At 46.1% G+C, this 17,413-nt stretch carries 20 protein-coding genes and 7 pseudogenes; 24 read left to right on the forward strand and 3 right to left on the reverse strand.

Features of this window, described 5'->3' with window-relative positions; translation table 11 throughout:
- Nucleotides 1-110 precede the first annotated feature (110 nt).
- The 10 genes and pseudogenes from ACETMN_RS03285 to ACETMN_RS03330 all read left to right on the forward strand — a co-directional run bounded on the left by ACETMN_RS03285 (nucleotide 111) and on the right by ACETMN_RS03330 (nucleotide 7,174).
- Entirely contained in the window at nucleotides 111-371 is a 261-nt protein-coding gene (locus ACETMN_RS03285) for a hypothetical protein (RefSeq protein WP_411735738.1), read from the forward strand.
- The gene (locus ACETMN_RS03290; protein WP_411735739.1) at nucleotides 368-625 is read left to right on the forward strand and encodes a hypothetical protein; all 258 of its coding nucleotides are present in this window, start codon (nucleotides 368-370) and stop codon (nucleotides 623-625) included. The genes ACETMN_RS03285 and ACETMN_RS03290 overlap by 4 nt, the downstream gene beginning before the upstream one ends.
- A 476-nt stretch (nucleotides 626-1,101) precedes the next feature.
- Complete coding sequence (locus tag ACETMN_RS03295) at nucleotides 1,102-1,791, forward strand: methyl-accepting chemotaxis protein (RefSeq protein WP_411735740.1); 690 nt, start codon at nucleotides 1,102-1,104, stop codon at nucleotides 1,789-1,791.
- 246 nt (nucleotides 1,792-2,037) lie between these two features.
- A pseudogene (locus ACETMN_RS03300) lies at nucleotides 2,038-2,689 on the forward strand (NAD(P)H-dependent oxidoreductase).
- A gap of 305 nt (nucleotides 2,690-2,994) precedes the next feature.
- Entirely contained in the window at nucleotides 2,995-3,108 is a 114-nt protein-coding gene (locus ACETMN_RS03305) for a MarR family transcriptional regulator (protein ID WP_411735741.1), read from the forward strand.
- A gap of 358 nt (nucleotides 3,109-3,466) precedes the next feature.
- Nucleotides 3,467-4,057, forward strand: a pseudogene (locus ACETMN_RS03310) (NAD(P)H-dependent oxidoreductase).
- 115 nt (nucleotides 4,058-4,172) lie between these two features.
- Nucleotides 4,173-4,483, forward strand: a pseudogene (locus tag ACETMN_RS03315) (ArsR/SmtB family transcription factor).
- Nucleotides 4,484-4,827: 344 nt separating this feature from the next.
- Nucleotides 4,828-5,505, forward strand: coding sequence for an MsnO8 family LLM class oxidoreductase (locus ACETMN_RS03320; RefSeq protein ID WP_411735742.1), 678 nt, complete (start codon nucleotides 4,828-4,830; stop codon nucleotides 5,503-5,505).
- A 10-nt stretch (nucleotides 5,506-5,515) separates the two neighbouring features.
- Entirely contained in the window at nucleotides 5,516-5,692 is a 177-nt protein-coding gene (locus ACETMN_RS03325) for a hypothetical protein (RefSeq protein WP_411735743.1), read from the forward strand.
- Nucleotides 5,693-6,015: 323 nt separating this feature from the next.
- Nucleotides 6,016-7,174, forward strand: a pseudogene (locus ACETMN_RS03330) (AI-2E family transporter).
- Between the two features lie 149 nt (nucleotides 7,175-7,323).
- On the opposite strand, the gene ACETMN_RS03335 reads toward ACETMN_RS03330, so the two are convergent.
- Entirely contained in the window at nucleotides 7,324-7,701 is a 378-nt protein-coding gene (locus tag ACETMN_RS03335; RefSeq protein ID WP_411735744.1) for an ArsR/SmtB family transcription factor, read from the reverse strand.
- Between the two features lie 225 nt (nucleotides 7,702-7,926).
- Between ACETMN_RS03335 and ACETMN_RS03340 the strand changes: the two genes are divergently transcribed.
- Nucleotides 7,927-8,097, forward strand: a complete 171-nt coding sequence (locus ACETMN_RS03340; protein WP_411735745.1) for a cation transporter — start codon at nucleotides 7,927-7,929, stop codon at nucleotides 8,095-8,097.
- On the opposite strand, the gene ACETMN_RS03345 is transcribed toward ACETMN_RS03340, so the two are convergent.
- Nucleotides 8,074-8,379 carry a hypothetical protein gene (locus tag ACETMN_RS03345; RefSeq protein ID WP_411735746.1) on the reverse strand — a complete coding sequence of 102 codons (306 nt, stop codon included), beginning with the start codon at nucleotides 8,377-8,379 and terminating at the stop codon, nucleotides 8,074-8,076. The two genes, ACETMN_RS03340 and ACETMN_RS03345, sit on opposite strands and share 24 nt — an antisense overlap.
- A 14-nt stretch (nucleotides 8,380-8,393) precedes the next feature.
- On the opposite strand from ACETMN_RS03345, the gene ACETMN_RS03350 reads away from it, so the two are divergent.
- The 12 genes and pseudogenes from ACETMN_RS03350 to ACETMN_RS03405 all read left to right on the forward strand — a co-directional run bounded on the left by ACETMN_RS03350 (nucleotide 8,394) and on the right by ACETMN_RS03405 (nucleotide 16,036).
- Nucleotides 8,394-8,999: a hypothetical protein gene (locus tag ACETMN_RS03350; RefSeq protein ID WP_411735747.1), complete on the forward strand. Its 606-nt coding sequence runs from the start codon at nucleotides 8,394-8,396 to the stop codon at nucleotides 8,997-8,999.
- A gap of 141 nt (nucleotides 9,000-9,140) precedes the next feature.
- The gene (locus tag ACETMN_RS03355) at nucleotides 9,141-9,398 is read left to right on the forward strand and encodes a hypothetical protein (RefSeq protein ID WP_411735748.1); all 258 of its coding nucleotides are present in this window, start codon (nucleotides 9,141-9,143) and stop codon (nucleotides 9,396-9,398) included.
- Between the two features lie 41 nt (nucleotides 9,399-9,439).
- A complete protein-coding gene (locus ACETMN_RS03360) occupies nucleotides 9,440-10,123 on the forward strand; it encodes an HAD family hydrolase (RefSeq protein ID WP_411735749.1) in 684 nt (227 codons plus the stop codon).
- 360 nt (nucleotides 10,124-10,483) lie between these two features.
- Nucleotides 10,484-10,828, forward strand: a complete 345-nt coding sequence (locus ACETMN_RS03365) for an SdpI family protein (RefSeq protein ID WP_411735750.1) — start codon at nucleotides 10,484-10,486, stop codon at nucleotides 10,826-10,828.
- 252 nt (nucleotides 10,829-11,080) lie between these two features.
- Entirely contained in the window at nucleotides 11,081-11,188 is a 108-nt protein-coding gene (locus tag ACETMN_RS03370) for a MerR family DNA-binding transcriptional regulator (protein ID WP_411735751.1), read from the forward strand.
- Complete coding sequence (locus tag ACETMN_RS03375; RefSeq protein ID WP_411735752.1) at nucleotides 11,145-11,465, forward strand: hypothetical protein; 321 nt, start codon at nucleotides 11,145-11,147, stop codon at nucleotides 11,463-11,465. Before ACETMN_RS03370 ends, ACETMN_RS03375 begins: the two co-directional genes overlap by 44 nt.
- Before the next feature lie 249 nt (nucleotides 11,466-11,714).
- Nucleotides 11,715-12,986 (forward strand): annotated as a pseudogene (locus ACETMN_RS03380) (MFS transporter).
- Nucleotides 12,958-13,200, forward strand: coding sequence for a universal stress protein (locus tag ACETMN_RS03385; protein WP_411735753.1), 243 nt, complete (start codon nucleotides 12,958-12,960; stop codon nucleotides 13,198-13,200). Before ACETMN_RS03380 ends, ACETMN_RS03385 begins: the two are co-directional and overlap by 29 nt.
- 107 nt (nucleotides 13,201-13,307) lie before the next feature.
- Nucleotides 13,308-13,376, forward strand: coding sequence for a universal stress protein (locus tag ACETMN_RS03390; RefSeq protein WP_411736394.1), 69 nt, complete (start codon nucleotides 13,308-13,310; stop codon nucleotides 13,374-13,376).
- 175 nt (nucleotides 13,377-13,551) lie between these two features.
- Nucleotides 13,552-14,982 (forward strand): annotated as a pseudogene (locus ACETMN_RS03395) (aldehyde dehydrogenase family protein).
- A gap of 367 nt (nucleotides 14,983-15,349) precedes the next feature.
- The gene (locus ACETMN_RS03400) at nucleotides 15,350-15,523 is read left to right on the forward strand and encodes a MerR family transcriptional regulator (protein ID WP_411735754.1); all 174 of its coding nucleotides are present in this window, start codon (nucleotides 15,350-15,352) and stop codon (nucleotides 15,521-15,523) included.
- A gap of 345 nt (nucleotides 15,524-15,868) precedes the next feature.
- Nucleotides 15,869-16,036, forward strand: a complete 168-nt coding sequence (locus ACETMN_RS03405) for a TipAS antibiotic-recognition domain-containing protein (RefSeq protein WP_411736395.1) — start codon at nucleotides 15,869-15,871, stop codon at nucleotides 16,034-16,036.
- 236 nt (nucleotides 16,037-16,272) lie between these two features.
- On the opposite strand, the pseudogene ACETMN_RS03410 reads toward ACETMN_RS03405, so the two are convergent.
- A pseudogene (locus tag ACETMN_RS03410) lies at nucleotides 16,273-16,791 on the reverse strand (GAF domain-containing protein).
- Nucleotides 16,792-17,068: 277 nt separating this feature from the next.
- Between ACETMN_RS03410 and ACETMN_RS03415 the strand changes: the two are divergent.
- A complete protein-coding gene (locus tag ACETMN_RS03415) occupies nucleotides 17,069-17,269 on the forward strand; it encodes a hypothetical protein (protein ID WP_411735755.1) in 201 nt (66 codons plus the stop codon).
- Nucleotides 17,270-17,413: the final 144 nt, after the last annotated feature.

The following is a 17,413-nucleotide window of genomic DNA, read 5'->3' on the forward strand; positions in this document are numbered from 1 at the left end:
TATTTAAAGTGGGGGAATAATCATGTCAATGCAGTCTAAGCCAAAAAAAATATAAAAAAGAGAGAGAGAGAGAGGGAAATAAACTCAAAAATATAAAATTAACAACAACGATGGTCATTATGACTGTGATTAGTCTAATCGGCTTGTTTACTGTTTTTCTGATTGGGATTTTCGGAATGAACGAAGCAAAAACAGGACAAGGTATCCTCTACAATGACCGTTTCCAGCATCAAACCAATGTCCTTGAATTGAAAAGTGATTTCTATAATATACGTGCCAATTATACAAAGGTTCTTAATCATATGCAGAGTATACCGACAAACAGTACGATCAAGTTCAGAAAGGTAAGAAGAGTATCACGGATGGCATGAATGAATTTTTTCCAGCAAGAAACTTGGATACCAAAGAAAAAGAGATATTTGCAGATTTGGTAGCAAAGATGGATACATATTATCAGGATATTGAGCAAATCATGGATACCAAAAAGATGTCAGGCACCTACGATAGTGAAGAGAGAGGAAGAATTAACAAAAGCAGTACAGCGATTGTGGAGACGATCACCCTTTTGAGTGCGTATAACGAGAAGAAGAGTCAGCCAAGCTCTATGCGGATACACAGGAAGTAATTCAGCAGCGAGCATTGGTGCTTGGTTCAGTTCTTTGCTTTCACTTGCAGCACTCATTCTTATTTCATTTGTAGTGATTCGCAGTATACGTCAACGAATGAAAGCTATCACCATTATTGTGAAGAAATAACACAAGGCAACTTAACGGCATCCTTAGATCCGCGTCTAACACAGGGAAATAATGAGATAAGTGTCATCGCACGGGCTATTCGTACAATGACCGATTCCACAACAAATGTCATTCGTGGTGTAACTCAGGAATCTCATCATATCAACGAGGTTAGCGATCTTACCAACCAGAACTGGCTGAGATGCTGAATGAACGGATTCGTGAAGTATCAGCTACAGTTGAAGAAGCTCTCGGCTGCAATGGAAGAGGCTTCAGCCCATACAGAATATGAATCATTCGGCTGCTGAGATGCAACAGGGAGCTGAATATATCGGAACAGACATCTAAACAAGCAGAATCCGCCTATGTGACCAGCACAAAGGCTGAAAAGTTGAAGCAGGAAGCCCGCGAATCGAGCCGAGCAGCCGTGAACATGTATGATCCCATACGAGTAAGAAAATGTCAGAAGCGCTGGAACGTGCAACAGCTTTGTAGATCAGATTGGTATATTATCTCAGTCTATTTTGGATGTTACAGCGCAGACTATCTGCTTGCACTCAATGCATCTATAGAAGCTGCAAGAGCTGGGGAAGCAGGCAGAGGTTTTGCGGTTGTAGCAAGCGAGATTCGGAAGTTGGCTGATGATTCCAGACAGGCTGCCGATCAAAATCAACAGGTCACGGAAGAAGTTATGCAGTCTGTAACCAATCTGTCCTCGAATGCCAAAGAGTTGCTATCCTTTATGTTCAATCAGGTTGGCAAAGATTATAAATTATTGGAGGATACAGCTGAACAGTATTATGTCGACTCCCTTGATCATGCCAATGCAGTTAAAGATCTCAATGCAACCTCACAACAAGTGACTGCAAATATCAAAATACTAGTGAGCTCCATTCACGAGATTGCATCAGCCAGTGAACAATCAGCCGCATCCAGTCAAGAAATCGCAGGACATATGAACAACTCTGCGCAATCTGTGGAAGTAGTTAAACAATCTGATCAAGTCAAGGATAGTGCGATAAATCTGAATAAGCTGGTTCAAGATTTCAAGATTTAAAGGAAAGAAGTCGTAGATATCTACTAGGGCCATGTAAGTGTCTGGACTATCGCTGTCTCATTCAATACTTACTTTTATAAACCAAGAAACAATAATGTGCGTACTTTTAATTTATGCGTATATAGAACCTAAAAACTAATACTTGAGATGAAACAACTTAAGCATTATTGTTCAACATAAAAAAATATATAAAAAGGACGTGGAGCTCCATGGAGAGTTACAGCAAAGTCAAAGACAAGGGAAGACATCTTAAAGGCTTATCATTTCCGGCATGCAACAAAGATATTTGATGATACCCGCAAAATCTCGGATGAGGATTTCCAATTTATATTGGAAACAGGCAGATTATCCCCAGAAGTTCCATTGGTCTTGAACCGTGGAAGTTTCTGATTGTACAAAATCCGAACCTGCGTAAGCGCTGCCGTCTGTCGAAAGTCTCTTCCGGTGCTCAAAAGCAATTAGCTGCAGCGGGCCACTTTGTTGTTATTTTGGCTCAGTCCGATGCAGTTATAATTCTCCCTATGCGGAATACATGTTGAAAGGGAAACAAAGGGAATGCCGGACGACGTATTTGAGCTAACAAGTCAGGCTTATGGAAAGTTCCAAAATAACCAGAGAATTCTGGAGAATCCACGATCATTATTTGACTGGGCATCCAAACAGACTTATATTGCACTTGGTAACATGATGACGGCGGCAGCTCAAATTGAGATTGATTCCTGCCCAATTGAAGGTTTCAGCCGTGAGGATGTCCATCGGATTATGGAAGAAGAGGGTTTGCTGGAGGATGGTGCATGGGACGTCTCGGTAATGGCAGCCTTCGGTTATCGGGTAGAGGAGCCCATGCGTGAGAAGTCCCGACAATCCGTTGAGAAAAATTACCCATTGGATTAACTGAATACAGCATGAATTCAATATGAATCAAAACGATGATTAAGATCTAAAATCTAACTTAACATTATAGGACAGGATCATAACAGAATCGAAACAGCCCCCTTTCCAGATGTTAGAAGGATGGAAAGGGCTGTTTTTTTTATAAAAAGAACTTGAAAATGCATAGATGTCTATGTATAATGAGTTCATGCCTAATACAACGCAATTGCACTGATTGCAAGAATCAGAGACCATGTCAACAAACGGATTGTACACGAATTTAAGACAGCATGAGGTAACAGGATTGTTCCTTCTCATGGAGATGTATTGATGTTCTTGTACCGGGAAGAGACGCTGTCGATCAAGATGTTGGCTGAACGGGTTCAACGCACGCAACCAACGGTAACGGTACTGGTCAACAAGCTGGAAGCTTGGCTATGTTGAACGCAGCAAGAGTGCCGAAGATAGCCGAGTGACGATGATTCGCCTAACCGAACAGGGGGAAGCGACTCGAACCGATCTTTCATCAGGTTTCAGAGCAGATTAATGACATCATCTATAGTGGCTTGTCCGATGAACAGTCGGAGCAATTGGAGAGCTTGCTGTCCATTGTCCAGAAAGTTATAATGAATGAACTCTTCTGTCTGCAACCCTTCCACATTTGAATGGGGTGGAGGCAGGGGAGCCCAAATATTTTTGACCATATACATAAGATATCTATGTATATGGGGCAATATCAAGCGTATCAATGTAACCCCATTTCCACAACCTAACTCAAACCAAACCTGGAGGGATTCACACTATGAAACATCTTATCGTATATGCTCACCCACGCACAGACAACCTTAATAATGCAATCCTCATTACTACTGTAGAAGCTCTCAAGCTCAAGGTCATGAAGTGATTTGACTAGAAGCTGACTTATATAAGCTTGGATTCCAACCCCGTACTGACTGAAGATGATACAGCTTCCCATGCGCGCAGGGCAGACACCACAGGATATCGCTACAGAGCAGCAGTTTGTTACGGATGCAGAAGCTATTACATTCATCTATCCGATCTGGTGGACAGGTCTTCCTGCCATTATGAAAGGATATGTTGACCGTGTATTCGCCTATGGTTTTGCATATGCAGCGAAGTGAAGCAGGAATTGAGAAAGTACTGACAGGCAAAAAGGAGACTCATCATCAACACACATGGTACACCAAGTGAAATATATGATCAGATTGGCATGACTGCTGGATTGAAAATAACTTCAGACGTAGGTATCTTCGATTTTGTAGGCATTGAAGCCGTAGATCATCTGCTCTTTGGAAGTATTGGATACCTGGATGCACCCGCATATCAAGCCATGTTGGATCAGGTTAAACAAACGGTTACAACCAAATTCTAATATGGATGTTGATTCTAAATTTGGATTCCATATGATTCCAGACCGACTCAATCATGAGTCGGTTTGTTTGTTCATGTGTTTGCAAAATGGATGAAAGAAATTTATAATCGTACCCATGGAACCTATACTTATATTCAAAGCGTTATCGAACGAGACACGTAGACAAATCCTGTTGTGGCTCAAAAACCCGGAGCAACTTTTCCACCGCTGGAACTATCTCAGCATCCGGATGGTGGCAAGAACGGAATCTGTGTTGGCACGATTCAACTGAAGGCTGGACTGGCTCAGTCGGTTATATCCAGTTATCTGCTGACTATGCTCAAGGCAGGATTGTTGCTCTCCGAGCAAAGAGGACAATGGACGTATTATCGGCGCAACGAGGAGACGATCCGTCAGTTGCCGAGTACGTACCAGAACGAGTTATAAGCCGGATGCCGGAACGGAAGCTAGGATGCACTTGCAGGCAGGGATTCCGTCGGATGTAAACGGCTAGTTTATCATCACATCACCATATCCAGTTGCGATTTAATTAATCTATATATCTGGATATACAAAATATAATCATCGAGGAGATTAAACGATAATGACTACAGAAAATACGGCTTCATCCCACCAAGAACACATCAATGACGTTAAGCTTTCCATCCTGGATCTGGCTCCTGTCGTGGTGGGTGCAACACCTGCGTGATGCTTTGCGCAACAGCCTGGATCTGGCACAGCATGCTGAGCGTTAGAGATATCACCGTTACTGGGTAGCTGAACATCACAACATGCCGGGTATTGCTTCATCCGCAACTTCGGTCGTTATTGGATATCTGGCTGGTGGAACCAAAACGATTCGTCTGGGTTCAGGAGGCATCATGTTGCCTAACCATGCACCGCTTGTCATCGCTGAGCAGTTCGGCACACTGGAATCCTTGTATCCTGGCAGAATTGATCTGGGACTGGGTCGCGCACCAGGTAGTGACCGCCGTACATCGCTTGCACTGCGCAAAGATCTGAACAGTGGGGAAGATTTCCCGGAGCTGTTGGCAGAACTTAGAAGGCATACTTTGATGCTTCGGCGACGTCTTATCATGCACCTGTTCGCGCAGTTCCTGGAGAGGGTTGAATATTCCAATTTTACCTCTTGGGGTCCAGTGATTTCAGTGCACGTCTGGCAGGTCAGCTGGGATTGCCGTTTTGCTTTTTGTGCCAACCACTTCTCGCCCGATTACACCCGGATTGCACTAGGGAACTGGCAATATCGAAACAACTTCCAATCATCAGAAAGCTTGAAGGAGCCACATGTGATTGTTGGGGTTAATGCTGTTGTTGCAGATACAGACGAGGAAGCAGCATGGCTGGGTACAACGATGCAACAGCAGTTCCTGAACATTATTCGCGGCACAACGGGATTGGTACAGCCTCCAGCAGAGATGGAAGGCAAGGAAGTGGACGGACCGTGAGAAAGCTGGTGTGGAGCAGACACTGAAGGCGGCTGTTAATGGTTCCCCAGAAACCGTACGTGGACAGCTGGAATCCTTCATTCAGCAGACACAGGCAGATGAGCTGATTATTACGTCGATGATCTATGATCATAAGGCACGTCTGCATTCCTATGAGTTAATCGCACAATGGCAGGGAAAAGCTTAATCTTCATTTTCAGCGTTAAAGCTGGCTTAATGGAAGGGTAGAGCTATAGAATTTACGGTTCGTCTCCCAGTGAGGCGAGCCGTTTTTGAACAAGGGAGAAATTTGCAAATGATTCGTGTGGGGCAGAAGACTCATTTTGGGGTAAAATGACTTTATCGGTTTTAATTTGAAACGGTTAATCGGCACCATACGTATAAATCAGAGTGTTATACATATGTTGGCTTGTACAAGGTGCTTTTATTCGTGTGTGGGGCATTTATCTAGCTTTATAGTTTAGTTTTGATTAAGCGTCATAAGAGAGGACGACACGCCTATGGAGCAACCTGAGCAACCCCGCGTTTTGGCCGGAGCGGTTCAAGCGATTTTCTTAACAACAAGTTTGTGCTATTTCTGCTGATTCTGCTGTTGGTGGGACTGAACGTGATGGTTCTGACCAAAGTATCCTTTGTTCTTCATCCGCTCGCAGTACTCATCAAGACGATTGTGTTACCGATCATTCTGTCAGGCATACTCTATTATCTGCTGAATCCGATTGTGGATGTGATGGAGAGGTGGAAAATTAGAAAGCAGCGGCTGGTCCATTCTGATCCTGTATCTTGCAATTGGAGGCATTCTGACGGTCGTTGTGCTGGCAGTCATTCCAGTTGTACGTAGCAGATTGTAGGACTAATTGAAAACTTTCCAACGTACAGTGAGACGGTAAAACAGCAGTTTGAGGAGCTTACGGGCAGTAAATTGTTCGGTCAGTTCCAGGGAAACGGTGAACCTGAATTCGCAGGACTGGTGGGGAACAATCTCCCAAAAGGCTACTGAAATTCTGAACTCGACCTGGACCAAATTGGGCGGGTTCCTCGGAGCCTTCACGGAGACCGTGTTGTCTATCGTAACGGTTCCGTTTATCCTGTTCTATCTGCTGAAAGACGGCAAGAAGCTGCCGGCGAAAATTCTGTCTTTCCTGCCGATCAAGAGCCGTACGGGCGCAATGCATGTACTGGAAGACATCAATCACCGAATCAGTTCATTCATTCGTGGACAGATTATCGTCAGCTTCTGCATCGGTATCTTGCTCTACATCGGTTATATGGTCATTGGTCTGGATTATGCACTGATTCTTGCAATTATCGCATCGTTCACGAGTGTTGTTCCGTATCTGGGACCAGCAATTTGCGATTACACCTGCGTTGATTGTGGCCCTGGTTACTTCGCCAGTGATGCTGCTGAAGATGGTTGCCGTATGGACAATCGTGCAGTTAATCGAAGGTAAATTCATCTCACCACAGATCATGGGCAAAACCTTTGAAGATTCATCCGATCACGATTATCTTTGTCATTCTGACTTCGGGTAATCTGTTTTGGAGTCGTGGGCATTCTGCTCGCTGTTCCAGGATACACGCGGTGCTGAAAGTATGTGTATCACATATCTTCAACTGGTTCAAGGACAGATCCGGCCTGTACGATCCGAACAAGAACAATCTGTTGTAACCGAAGTGGCAAGCTCAATTGATCGGTAATAGAAGGAAGAGTCACTTTGTATCCTGTATAAAACGGTACCCTTGCCTAGAAGAACCCCCGTCCATCGGCATACAGCCGAGAGGCGGGGGTTCTTCTGCATGAGCAAGCTTGGCTGCTGCCTAGCTGTGTTTAATATGTTGGAGTGTTTGCAGGAAAATCTGCTCAATATGAGCATCATCCAGAGAGTAGTACACGGTCTTGCCTTCCTTGCGCCGCTTGACGATCCGCATGTTGCGGAGTGAACGCAGCGCTGGTGACAATGGGAAAATAGCCGACTGTCCCATGTCGAGCAGAACCGTCAGGTCATGAACACATAATTCCTTCTGTAACAGCGCATCAATAATACGTAGACGTGTGGGGTCGCTGAATGCCTTGAACCAATCTGCCATCTCGGAAGACGTCTCCCGATCCATGAGTGAAGTGCGAATCGTCACGTCGGCTTCAGTACCCGAGCAGGCTGCATCACATTCGCTTGGTGCTTTAACCGGTTGTTCCATTTCCTATCACCGCCTATGTTAACAACTATGGCTCTATTATATCCAAAACACGCCTAAAGCGAAATGATTACTATTAGCATAATCTGTATGAAAAATCAACAACGATTGTTGACACTCATGTTTAGGCGTGCATATAATAGAGCAACAAACATATGAATGAAGTGCTCATATATTGAATACAATTGAAAATAACATTGTTTTTTTGTACTGCAAAGGAGAATTCACATGGGAACCGGACAGGAACAGGTGAAAAGGGAACTGCTGCTTGATGGGCTGGATTGTGCGAACTGCGCATTGAAGATTGAGAATGGCGTCAGAAAAATTAAGGGCATTAACGAATGCTCTGTCAATTTTGTTACCAAAACATTATCGCTACACCACTTCCGACATGGATGAACAGGTAGTGGAAGAAGCAAAACATAGTGCTTCGGCTGGAGCCTCATATTCGTATCTCGGAAAAAGGAAAACAGATGAACGGGCATGTGCACGCCCATACAGGGAGTGCATCTGATTCACAGGAACACGGCCATGACCATGCCTTACATGATCATGGACATTCACATGCACATGGTAATCACTCATACTCATGATCATGGAGATTCGCAGGGCCACGCACATGAGCACGGAAGTCATGCCGGACATGGGCATGATCACAGCCATACCCATGATGATGCCCATGCAGGCCATTCCACATGAACATGGTGCAGGACAGACCAAAGTGTTGCTTGCTCGTCTTGCTGCCGGTTCTGTGCTGCTCGCGCAACCACCAATCTGGTCCCCGCTGGAGGGGCTGGGCGCAATTTACTCTATATGCGCTCGCTTATCTGATTGCCGGGGGAGACATCGTGCTTCAGGCGTCCAAAAACATCATTCGTGGTCAGGTGTTCGATGAATACTTCCTCATGTCCGTCGCTACCCTGGGTGCCTTTGCCATTGGAGAGTATCCGGAAGGGGTAGCGGTCATGCTCTTCTATCAGCTGGGAGAGCTGTTTCGGGGCATGGCGGTTAATCGGTCACGCAAGTCGATTCAGTCACTGATGGACATTCGCCCGGACTATGCGAATATTCTGACGGGTTCGGGTGACGAGACACGGCGGGTATCTCCGGAAGACGTACGGATCGGTGATCGTATTGTCGTGAAGCAGGGGAGGCAGTACCACTGGATGGTATCGTTCAAGCTGGAGCGTTCCATGGTGGACACTTCTGCTCTGACAGGGGAATCCGTACCACGTGAGCTGGAGTCGGAAGTGATGTACTATGAGTGGATTTGTGAACAAAAATGGTATGTTGACGATTGAAGTGACCAAAACGTTTGGTGAATCAACGGTATCCAGATTTTGGACCTGATGCAAGGGGAACGCGAGCAGCCGAAAAGCGAAAACAGAGCATTTTATTAGTAAATTCGCCCGTTATTACCGGTTGTTGTGATCCTCGCAGCTGTGATTGCATTTGTTCCGCCGTTGATACTTAGTGGTGCAACATTTGCCGACTGGATCTATCGTGCATTGGTCTTCCTGGTTATCTCATGTCCTTGTGCGCTGGTCGTTTCTATTCCACTTGGATTCTTTGGTGGTATCGGAGCGGCTTCACGTAACAGGATTCTTGTCAAAGGCAGTAACTATCTTGAAGCATTGAACGATGTGAAAGTCGTCGTTTTTGATAAAACGGGTACACTAACCAAGGTGTATTCAAAGTAACAGCTATTCGTCCCGAAGTTGGACGCACGGAAGAAGAACTAATGAAGCTGGCAGCCATTGCCGAAGCAAACTCCAATCATCCGATTGCCGAATCCATTCGCGCAGCTTGGGCCAAAGCGATTCCTACACAAGGTGTGGAAGGTTATGATGAAGTTGCCGGACACGGGATCAAGGTGAGTGTGGATGGTCAGGAAGTGCTGGCAGGTAACGCCAAATTAATGGAGCAGGCAGGTATATCCTATACCACACCAGATACGGCTGGAACGATAGTCCACGTTGCTGAAGCTGGCACGTATGTTGGTCATCTGATCATTGCCGATGAAGTGAAGGATGACGCAGCCGCGGCTTCTCAGGCGCTGAAGAAACTCGGCATCCGCAAAACGGTCATGTTGACAGGAGATGCCAAAAGCCGTGGGTGGCAGAAACTGATGCAGGACGCGAGCTGGGTGTGGATGGGGTCTACGCTGAATTGTTGCCACAGGATAAAAGTCGAACGACTGGAGCAATTGGAAGCGGCCAAATCTCCGAAGGAAAAAATGGTGTTTGTCGGTGATGGTATCAACGATACACCTGTGCTGGCGCGCGCCGACGTGGGCGTGGCAATGGGTGGACTCGGCTCGGATGCCGCGATTGAGAGCGGCGAATATGTGGTCATCATGACAGATGAACCGTCGAAACTAGCGAGTGCGATCCGCATTGCAAAGCGTACACGCATGATCGTATAGCAAAATATCGCGTTTGCTCTGGGGGTTAGGCAATCTTCCTGCTACTTGGTGTGTTCGGCATAGCCACCATGTGGGAAGCGGTATTCTCTGATGTTGGTGTCACAGTGCTGGCTGTCCTGAACGCCATGCGTGTACTTCGTGTGAAGAATATCTAAGTTTACGAAACGATCCAGGCGGCTCTTCGTATATACGTAGAGCCGTTTTTATATTTTTATGTAGATAAGTCTAACTGGACATTTACACGAGAATGGAGAGGACAGAGATAACCTGAGGAAGCGAAGCTACATCGGCAGGTTATTCTGTCATCGGAGTGTCAGTGTAAGCAGGTCTATGGAAGACAACAGTGAAGGGGAGAATGTTTTGACAGGAGCAATAGTTGGGATCATCATTGGAGTGTGTTATTTCATTCTGGGGTTAATGGTGTTCAAAAAACCACCGAAAATGATTAACGGAACGTATGGTTATCGGACCCCGCGTGCAATGAGTAATCCCGAGTTGTGGGACGAAGCGCAAAGTTATAGCGCCAATCTGATGATGCAATTTGGAGTGATCATTACGATATTCGGCATTATCGGTTTCTGGCTTACAGATGTACGAGCTTTGGTGCTGAGTCTGGTTGCTACAGGGTTCTATACGTTCAGACTGTTTTACCAGAGTGGAAGGCCGTCTGAAGCAAATGCAGCGTGCTCAACAGCAACAGAATGAGCAGAACGTTTAAAGGCAAAATGAATGAATAATTAGTGTACAGAGGAAGACCTGCGTGTGAAGCGGGTCTTTTTTTTGTTGAAATAGAAAATTGTAGAGGATGTTAAACTCACTAAGAATTCAGGGATAGAATCTAACGTTGACGTTAACGTTAATATTATATATAATTATGTACATAACATTATAGACATATGAATGAGGTGAGGGAAATGAGTTTATATAAAATCGACGACGTAGCCAAGGAATGCGGTTTTGACCAAGCGAACCATTCGGTATTATGAAGAGATTGGTGTCGTACCTTCACCTCAGCGGACAGATGGCAGGACGCGGTTGTACACTCGGAGGATATCGATTATCTGAAGAGAAGGTGGTTCGCGCCAAAGAGGTACTTGGATTCTCCCTTCAGGGGCTACATACCTATGTGGCAACAGCAGATGCCTTGAACGAACAACGTTTTGACTACCAGCAGACGACCGAAGTAAGAGAAAGAATCGAGAAGCTCACTACGATGGAAACAACGCTGGATGGGCAGTTGCAACTGATTGAGCAGAAACTTCAGAGCATACATGCCGTACGGACTGAACTGGAAGAGCTGCGTGAACGCGTTCGGAGCGGTATTCAGAAGTTACAGGCATGATCCGAAGAGTGATGAAGACGGCTAACCGAATTACATCTATTGTTTAATAAACAAAACTGTATACACATAATCGCTACACGGAGGGAGCACCATAGTGCCTATGGCGATCCTGTACAAACACCGGATGTTCCGGTGTCATTTGTGCCGTTTTGTTACCTCTAATTCTGAAAATGAATAGAAATTTTCATGGTTTTTCACGTCATTTTTCAAATGTAAGCTTAACCACATAAATTATTCACAGGAGGAATTATGTATGAAAGAGAGCCATCATTACCGGACGAATTGCCGTCATCACGTGGGAGCCTGTTATCTCAACCGCGAGCGGTATGGGCGGTCGCCTTTGCATGTATCATATCCTTTATGGGTCTGGGTCTGGTTGACCCAATTCTGCCCGCGATTGCAGATCAGTTGCATGCTTCGAAAAGCCAGGTATCGCTGCTATTTACCAGTTATAACGCTGTAACCGGGGTAGCGATGCTGATTACAGGGTCGTATCCAGCCGGATTGGTGTGAAGTGGACGTTGCTCAGCGGTATATTGCTGATTATTATCTTCTCCTTTCTCGGCGGTACCTCAGACACGGTAGGTGCACTGGTTGGTTACCGTGGCGGTTGAGGACTTGGTAATGCCTTGTTCATTGCAACGGCGTTATCTGCCATTGTTGGACTGTCCACGTCGGGGACAGCCAAGGCAATTATTTTGTACGAAGCAGCACTTGGTCTCGGGATTGCGGATTTGGTCCACTGCTTGGTGAGTGACTAGGTTCCATCTCTTGGCGCTGCCAGCCGTTCTATGGGGTGGCTGTCCTGATGGCGATTGCCTTTATCAGCATTACATTTATGTTGCCCAAGATGGCCAAACCGAAAACACGCAGTTCTTTGTCCGATCCGTTCAAAGCATTAAGTTATCGCTCGCAACATTGGCGATTACCGCCTTCTGTATAACTTTGGATTCTTTACCTTGATGGCTTATTCACCATATGTCATGAATCTGGATGAGCACGGGTTGGGTTATGTATTCTTTGGCTGGGGACTGATGCTGGCGATTACGTCGGTATTCGTCGCACCAAGATTACAACGCCGATTCGGATCAGTTCCGTCCATGAGTGTCATGCTTACGCTGTTCGCGATTGATCTTGTTGTTATGGCTATTGGTACGGTGATGGGTTCACCAACTACCGTTATTGTTGCAGTCATTGTAGCGGGGATTTTCCTTGGAATTAACAATACGTTGATTACAACGGCTGTTATGGAAGCTGCACCTGTGGAGCGTTCTGTTGCTTCTGCTGCATACAGCTTCGTTCGTTTCCTGGGTGGTGCACTTGCTCCATGGCTTACGCAGGTAAATTGTCCGAGTGGTTCCTGCCGGAAACGCCGTTTTATTTTTTGGCGCATTAATGGTTCTGATTGGTGTCGTGGTACTGCTGGTACGCCGTCATCATCTGCGGGATAGTGATTCCGCAATTACATCATTAATTCACAGGAGGGATTGCAATGTTGAAGCATATATTAGTTGCTGTTGATGGTTCGGAACATGCGCATAAGGCTTTGGAACAAGCAATGATCCTAGCTGAAGATATGAAACAACCCGCAAGTCTGTTGATCGTGCATATTAATCCGGCTATCTCTATCAATGAACCTGCATTGGGTGTTGATCTGGAAGCTCGGATTGCCGAAAGAGCAACACATTATGGAACCGGTGACCAGACAGTTGTCCGGAAGGGACATTGCATATGAGACACTGCTGATTGCAGGTGATCCGTTAATGAGATCTGCCGTGTGGCGCGTGAACGAGATTGTGGAATGATTGTGATGGGTAAGGCAGGAAAGGCATGCTCGCAGAGATGATCGTGGGCAGTGTCAGTCATGGTGTGTTAAAGCATGCAGAATGCCCCGTCCTGACAGTTAAATAGGTTGTGAAATCCTTTAATGCAGTAGCTCAAGATCGCCACAATGGCTCATCAGGCACACGTTACAAGCTATGATTGCTGAACACCGTAGTGGGTTGATGGCACGGAAATAGTGTATAAATAGATTATATAAATTGAACTGAACTTTTAGTTTCTATAAGGATGGAGGATGCAGCATATGAAAAAACAGCATCTGTTTATCGGTGGCAAACCGACCGAATCCGTAGATTATAAAAAACACTTCAAGCGCCATATTCCGGGAAACATGGCGAAGTCTCGTCGGCTTCAGCCGAGGAAGCGGAGGCTGCTGTTGCAGCTGCGGTTCAAGCTGGGAAGGCAATGCGCCAGATGCCTGCACATCAGCGTGCAGATATTCTGTACAAGTTGTCCTCCATGCTTGAAGAACGCAAAGGAAAAAGCAGCGCGAATCATTGCTCTTGAAGCGGCGAAGCCAATTACGGCAGCGTTGGCCAGGAGGTTGACCCGGACGGTGGGGAAACGTATCGTTTTGCCGCCGAAGAAGCCAAGCGGCTGACCGGAGAGACGGTTCCGATGGATGCAGCCAAAGGTGGAGAAGGGCGTATCGGTTATACGATGCGGCAACCTCCTAGGTGTCATCGGTGCGATTACACCGTTTAATTTTTCAATGAATCTGGTAGCACATAAGGTAGGCCCAGCGCTGGCAGCAGGTAATACAATTGTTCTCAAACCCGCGGAGCGAACACCTCTGTCCTCACGTACATCGCTAATCTGCTTCAGGAAGCCGGATTGCCCGGATGGTGCACTGAATGTAGTGAGTGGTGACGGCAAAACTGTGGGGATGTGCTTGTGGGGCACCCCCGTGTTGCTCATATTACGTTTACAGGCAGTCCAGCGGTAGGTACGGTATTCGCAAAGCGGGACTCAAACGCGTGACATTGGAGCTAGGGTCGAATGCACAGGGTGATTGTGGATAAGGACGCAGACCTGGAAAAAGTGGTTCCTCGATGTGTGACCGGTGCTTTCACGTATCAGGGACAGGTATGTATCTCGCTACAGCGAATATGCGTACATCGTGACATCTCGGAAGAATTCATCCGCGTTTCGCTGAAGCGGCAAAACAAGTGGTGGTCGGAGACCCGCTGAGCCCGGATACGGTGGTCTCTGCGCTGATTACCTCCAAGGATGTACAGCGTACACTCGACTGGATTGAAGAAGCCAAACAGGCCGGGGCTGAAGTGGCAGCAGGCGGTCAAGCTGAAGGAGGCGTTCTGCGTCCCACGGTACTGATTAACGTTCCACGTGATGCCAAGGTATCCTGTCAGGAAGTGTTTGCACCCATCGTTGTGATCAATACGGTAGATTCCGTTGAAGAGGGTATTGAACATGTTAACGATTCGATATACGGGCTTCAGGCAGGCGTATTTACAAACGATATTCATACCGCCTACACTCCATGCTGTGGATCAGATCGAAGCAGGCGGAGTTATGATTAATGATATTCCCCACGTTCCGAGTCGATCACATGCCCTATGGTGGGGTGAAACAAAGTGGGATTGGGCGTGAAGGTGTAAAATACGCAGTAGAAGAAATGACGGAATTGAAGTTTGTCATGTTTAACAAAGGATGATCCTCTTCCATTCTTTTACTCAATATACCGTATGCTAATGGAGATATAACCAGACGCTCCTGTGCCAGAATAATGGCACAGGATTTTTTAATTGAAGATCATGGAAAAAGTTTTAAAAATACATACGGATTCTTCACTGACTGCGGGTTCACATCAGAGACGGGTATAACATAGTTAACAAACCGTAACTTAACTGTCTAAACGCCGCTCATATCATGCGAGCATGATGTACCCATCCATAGCACGAGCGGAATGAAACGGTACAGCATTGCCGAAAGTCTTATATTCTCTCATTATTCAAATACAATGCATTATGAATTAAGCCTGAACTCTGGAGTTGCAGGACAGGCAGGAGAATTGTATTCAAATGGCATATTCCATGGTTGACGTATCTGGAATGTCAGGCGTAAGTCTGAACAGGCTGAGTCAGTATGCGGAGACAGGTCTTCTGAATCCGGCATTTGGGGATGTAGATGAGGACATCTATTATGAAAAGCAGGAATTGTTGAGACTCCAGCAAATCCTTTTCTGTAAGAAGTAGGTATGAAGGAGAATGAGATTGCCCCGATGCTCCGGGATAATCCTCAGGATGTCATACGTATCATGAAGCAGCATCGCATTGATATTCTGGAGAAGGCACTTCGTTTGCATGTGGATTGATTCAGACACTGGACAAAACGATCTCTCATTTGCAAGGTGAACATGAAATTGATGAACATGATCTTTATATCGGTTTTTTGTAAAAAAAGGGCGTCACCAGTTGCTGAATGAATCGGGTTCTGACCCTGTAGTCAATAATGATATGAACCATGTGCAGACAGAGGGTGTTCATAAGTCCTGACCAGGAGATAAAATCGAAAGAAGATTATCTGGATTCCCAGCGAAAATTGATCAAGTTCATCTGGACTTGCAACAGGCCATTGAGGATGGATTGGAACTTGGTAGTGCAAAAGTACAACGGATTATCGGCAGGCATCTTGAATGGATCAAAGGTTATTATACACCCACCGCCGAGATCTATCCAGGATTTGGCCAATCTGTATGTAGAGCATAAAGAATTTCCGTCAGATGTATGATGGTTACCACCCGAGGCTGGCTGAATTCCTGCGGGACGGGATGATGATTAAAGCGGAACATGATTTATCCTAGATGCATACCAAAAGTAACATGGGCGAGCAAAGACATGGGTGTGAATCAGAATGGATAACAAAGAGCGCAGACCTCTGAAAGGACTGCGCTCTTTGTTATTACAGATTCTTCATCATCGTGTGTGATGAGGCTCCGATCACCTTAATCATCATTTCCTATATAGGGGTATGGTTGCCTCAACTGCTCTGTGAGCAGGTTTACGGCTTTCTCCAGGAAGACGCGGTCTTCGTCGTCAAAACGGTTTTGAGCGGGCTGTCGATATCCAGTACCCCGTACAGTTCGCCGTTTTTGATAATAGGTACGACAATCTCACTGTTCGATGCTGCATCACAGGCAATGTGGCCTGGGAAGGCATGAACATCGTCAACGACCAGGGTACGTTTTTCCGCGGCAAAGATGTGCCACGCCCACCCACGTCCCAGTGGAATTCGGATACAGGCAGGCAGTCCTTGGAATGGCCCGAGGACCAGTTCTTTTCCATCATACAGATAGAAGCCGACCCAATTGGTGTCGGTCACTTAAATACATTGAGCAGCGCAGCAGCGTTCCGCCAGATTAGCTTGTCGCACTAGGTTCATCGCGGATCAGAGCACTTAACTGTCCCAGGACGGCGGTGTGCTGCTCACTTCGTGTTCCTTCATAGGAAACAGCTTGAAACATGGTAAATCACCCTCCCGAGCAAAATGGTACTTATTTTCAAGATAGTGCAGAGGATGCGGTTAGTCAAGCGGAGGGGATTTCGGAAAGGGAAGGAATACCTGAAGAATCCTCCTGTTTCTCAACTTCTTACGTGGGTAATTACTTAGCAACCACGGAGGGCTATAACCCGGGAAGGAGCTTGGCTTATGCATGCAGAGGTACAGAATCTTTTTGTACGGATTCATCTACTATATTTCGCGCAAAATCAGGATTTGAACGTTAGCGAGGCGCTGCCCTATTGGAAGAACGGGGATATCGCGTTGGAGAGCGGGAGATCAAGCAGGAGCTTGAACACCTGACACAGGAGAATTTCCTGACCGCCCGGGGACCAATGGACCTAACCGGGACTGGCATCGAAGAATTCAAGGAAATCACGGCTGTGTTTGGCCGGGTTAGCGATGAATTACTGGGGAAGGGCAAGAAAACGTCCAAAGCTTAAAATTCATTTGGACAAGCCATGATTCCGTAATTCACTCAAACGTGAATTGATCCATACGTACAACAAGACCGGGAGCGAACTTGGCCCGGTTTTTTGACGTGTATCCATGACTGAACAGTTGCCATTCGGCGCAGGTTATGATTA

It is taken from the genome of Paenibacillus sp. M2 (genome assembly GCF_046713495.1).
Taxonomy (GTDB): Bacteria; Bacillota; Bacilli; order Paenibacillales; family Paenibacillaceae; genus Paenibacillus; species Paenibacillus amylolyticus_B.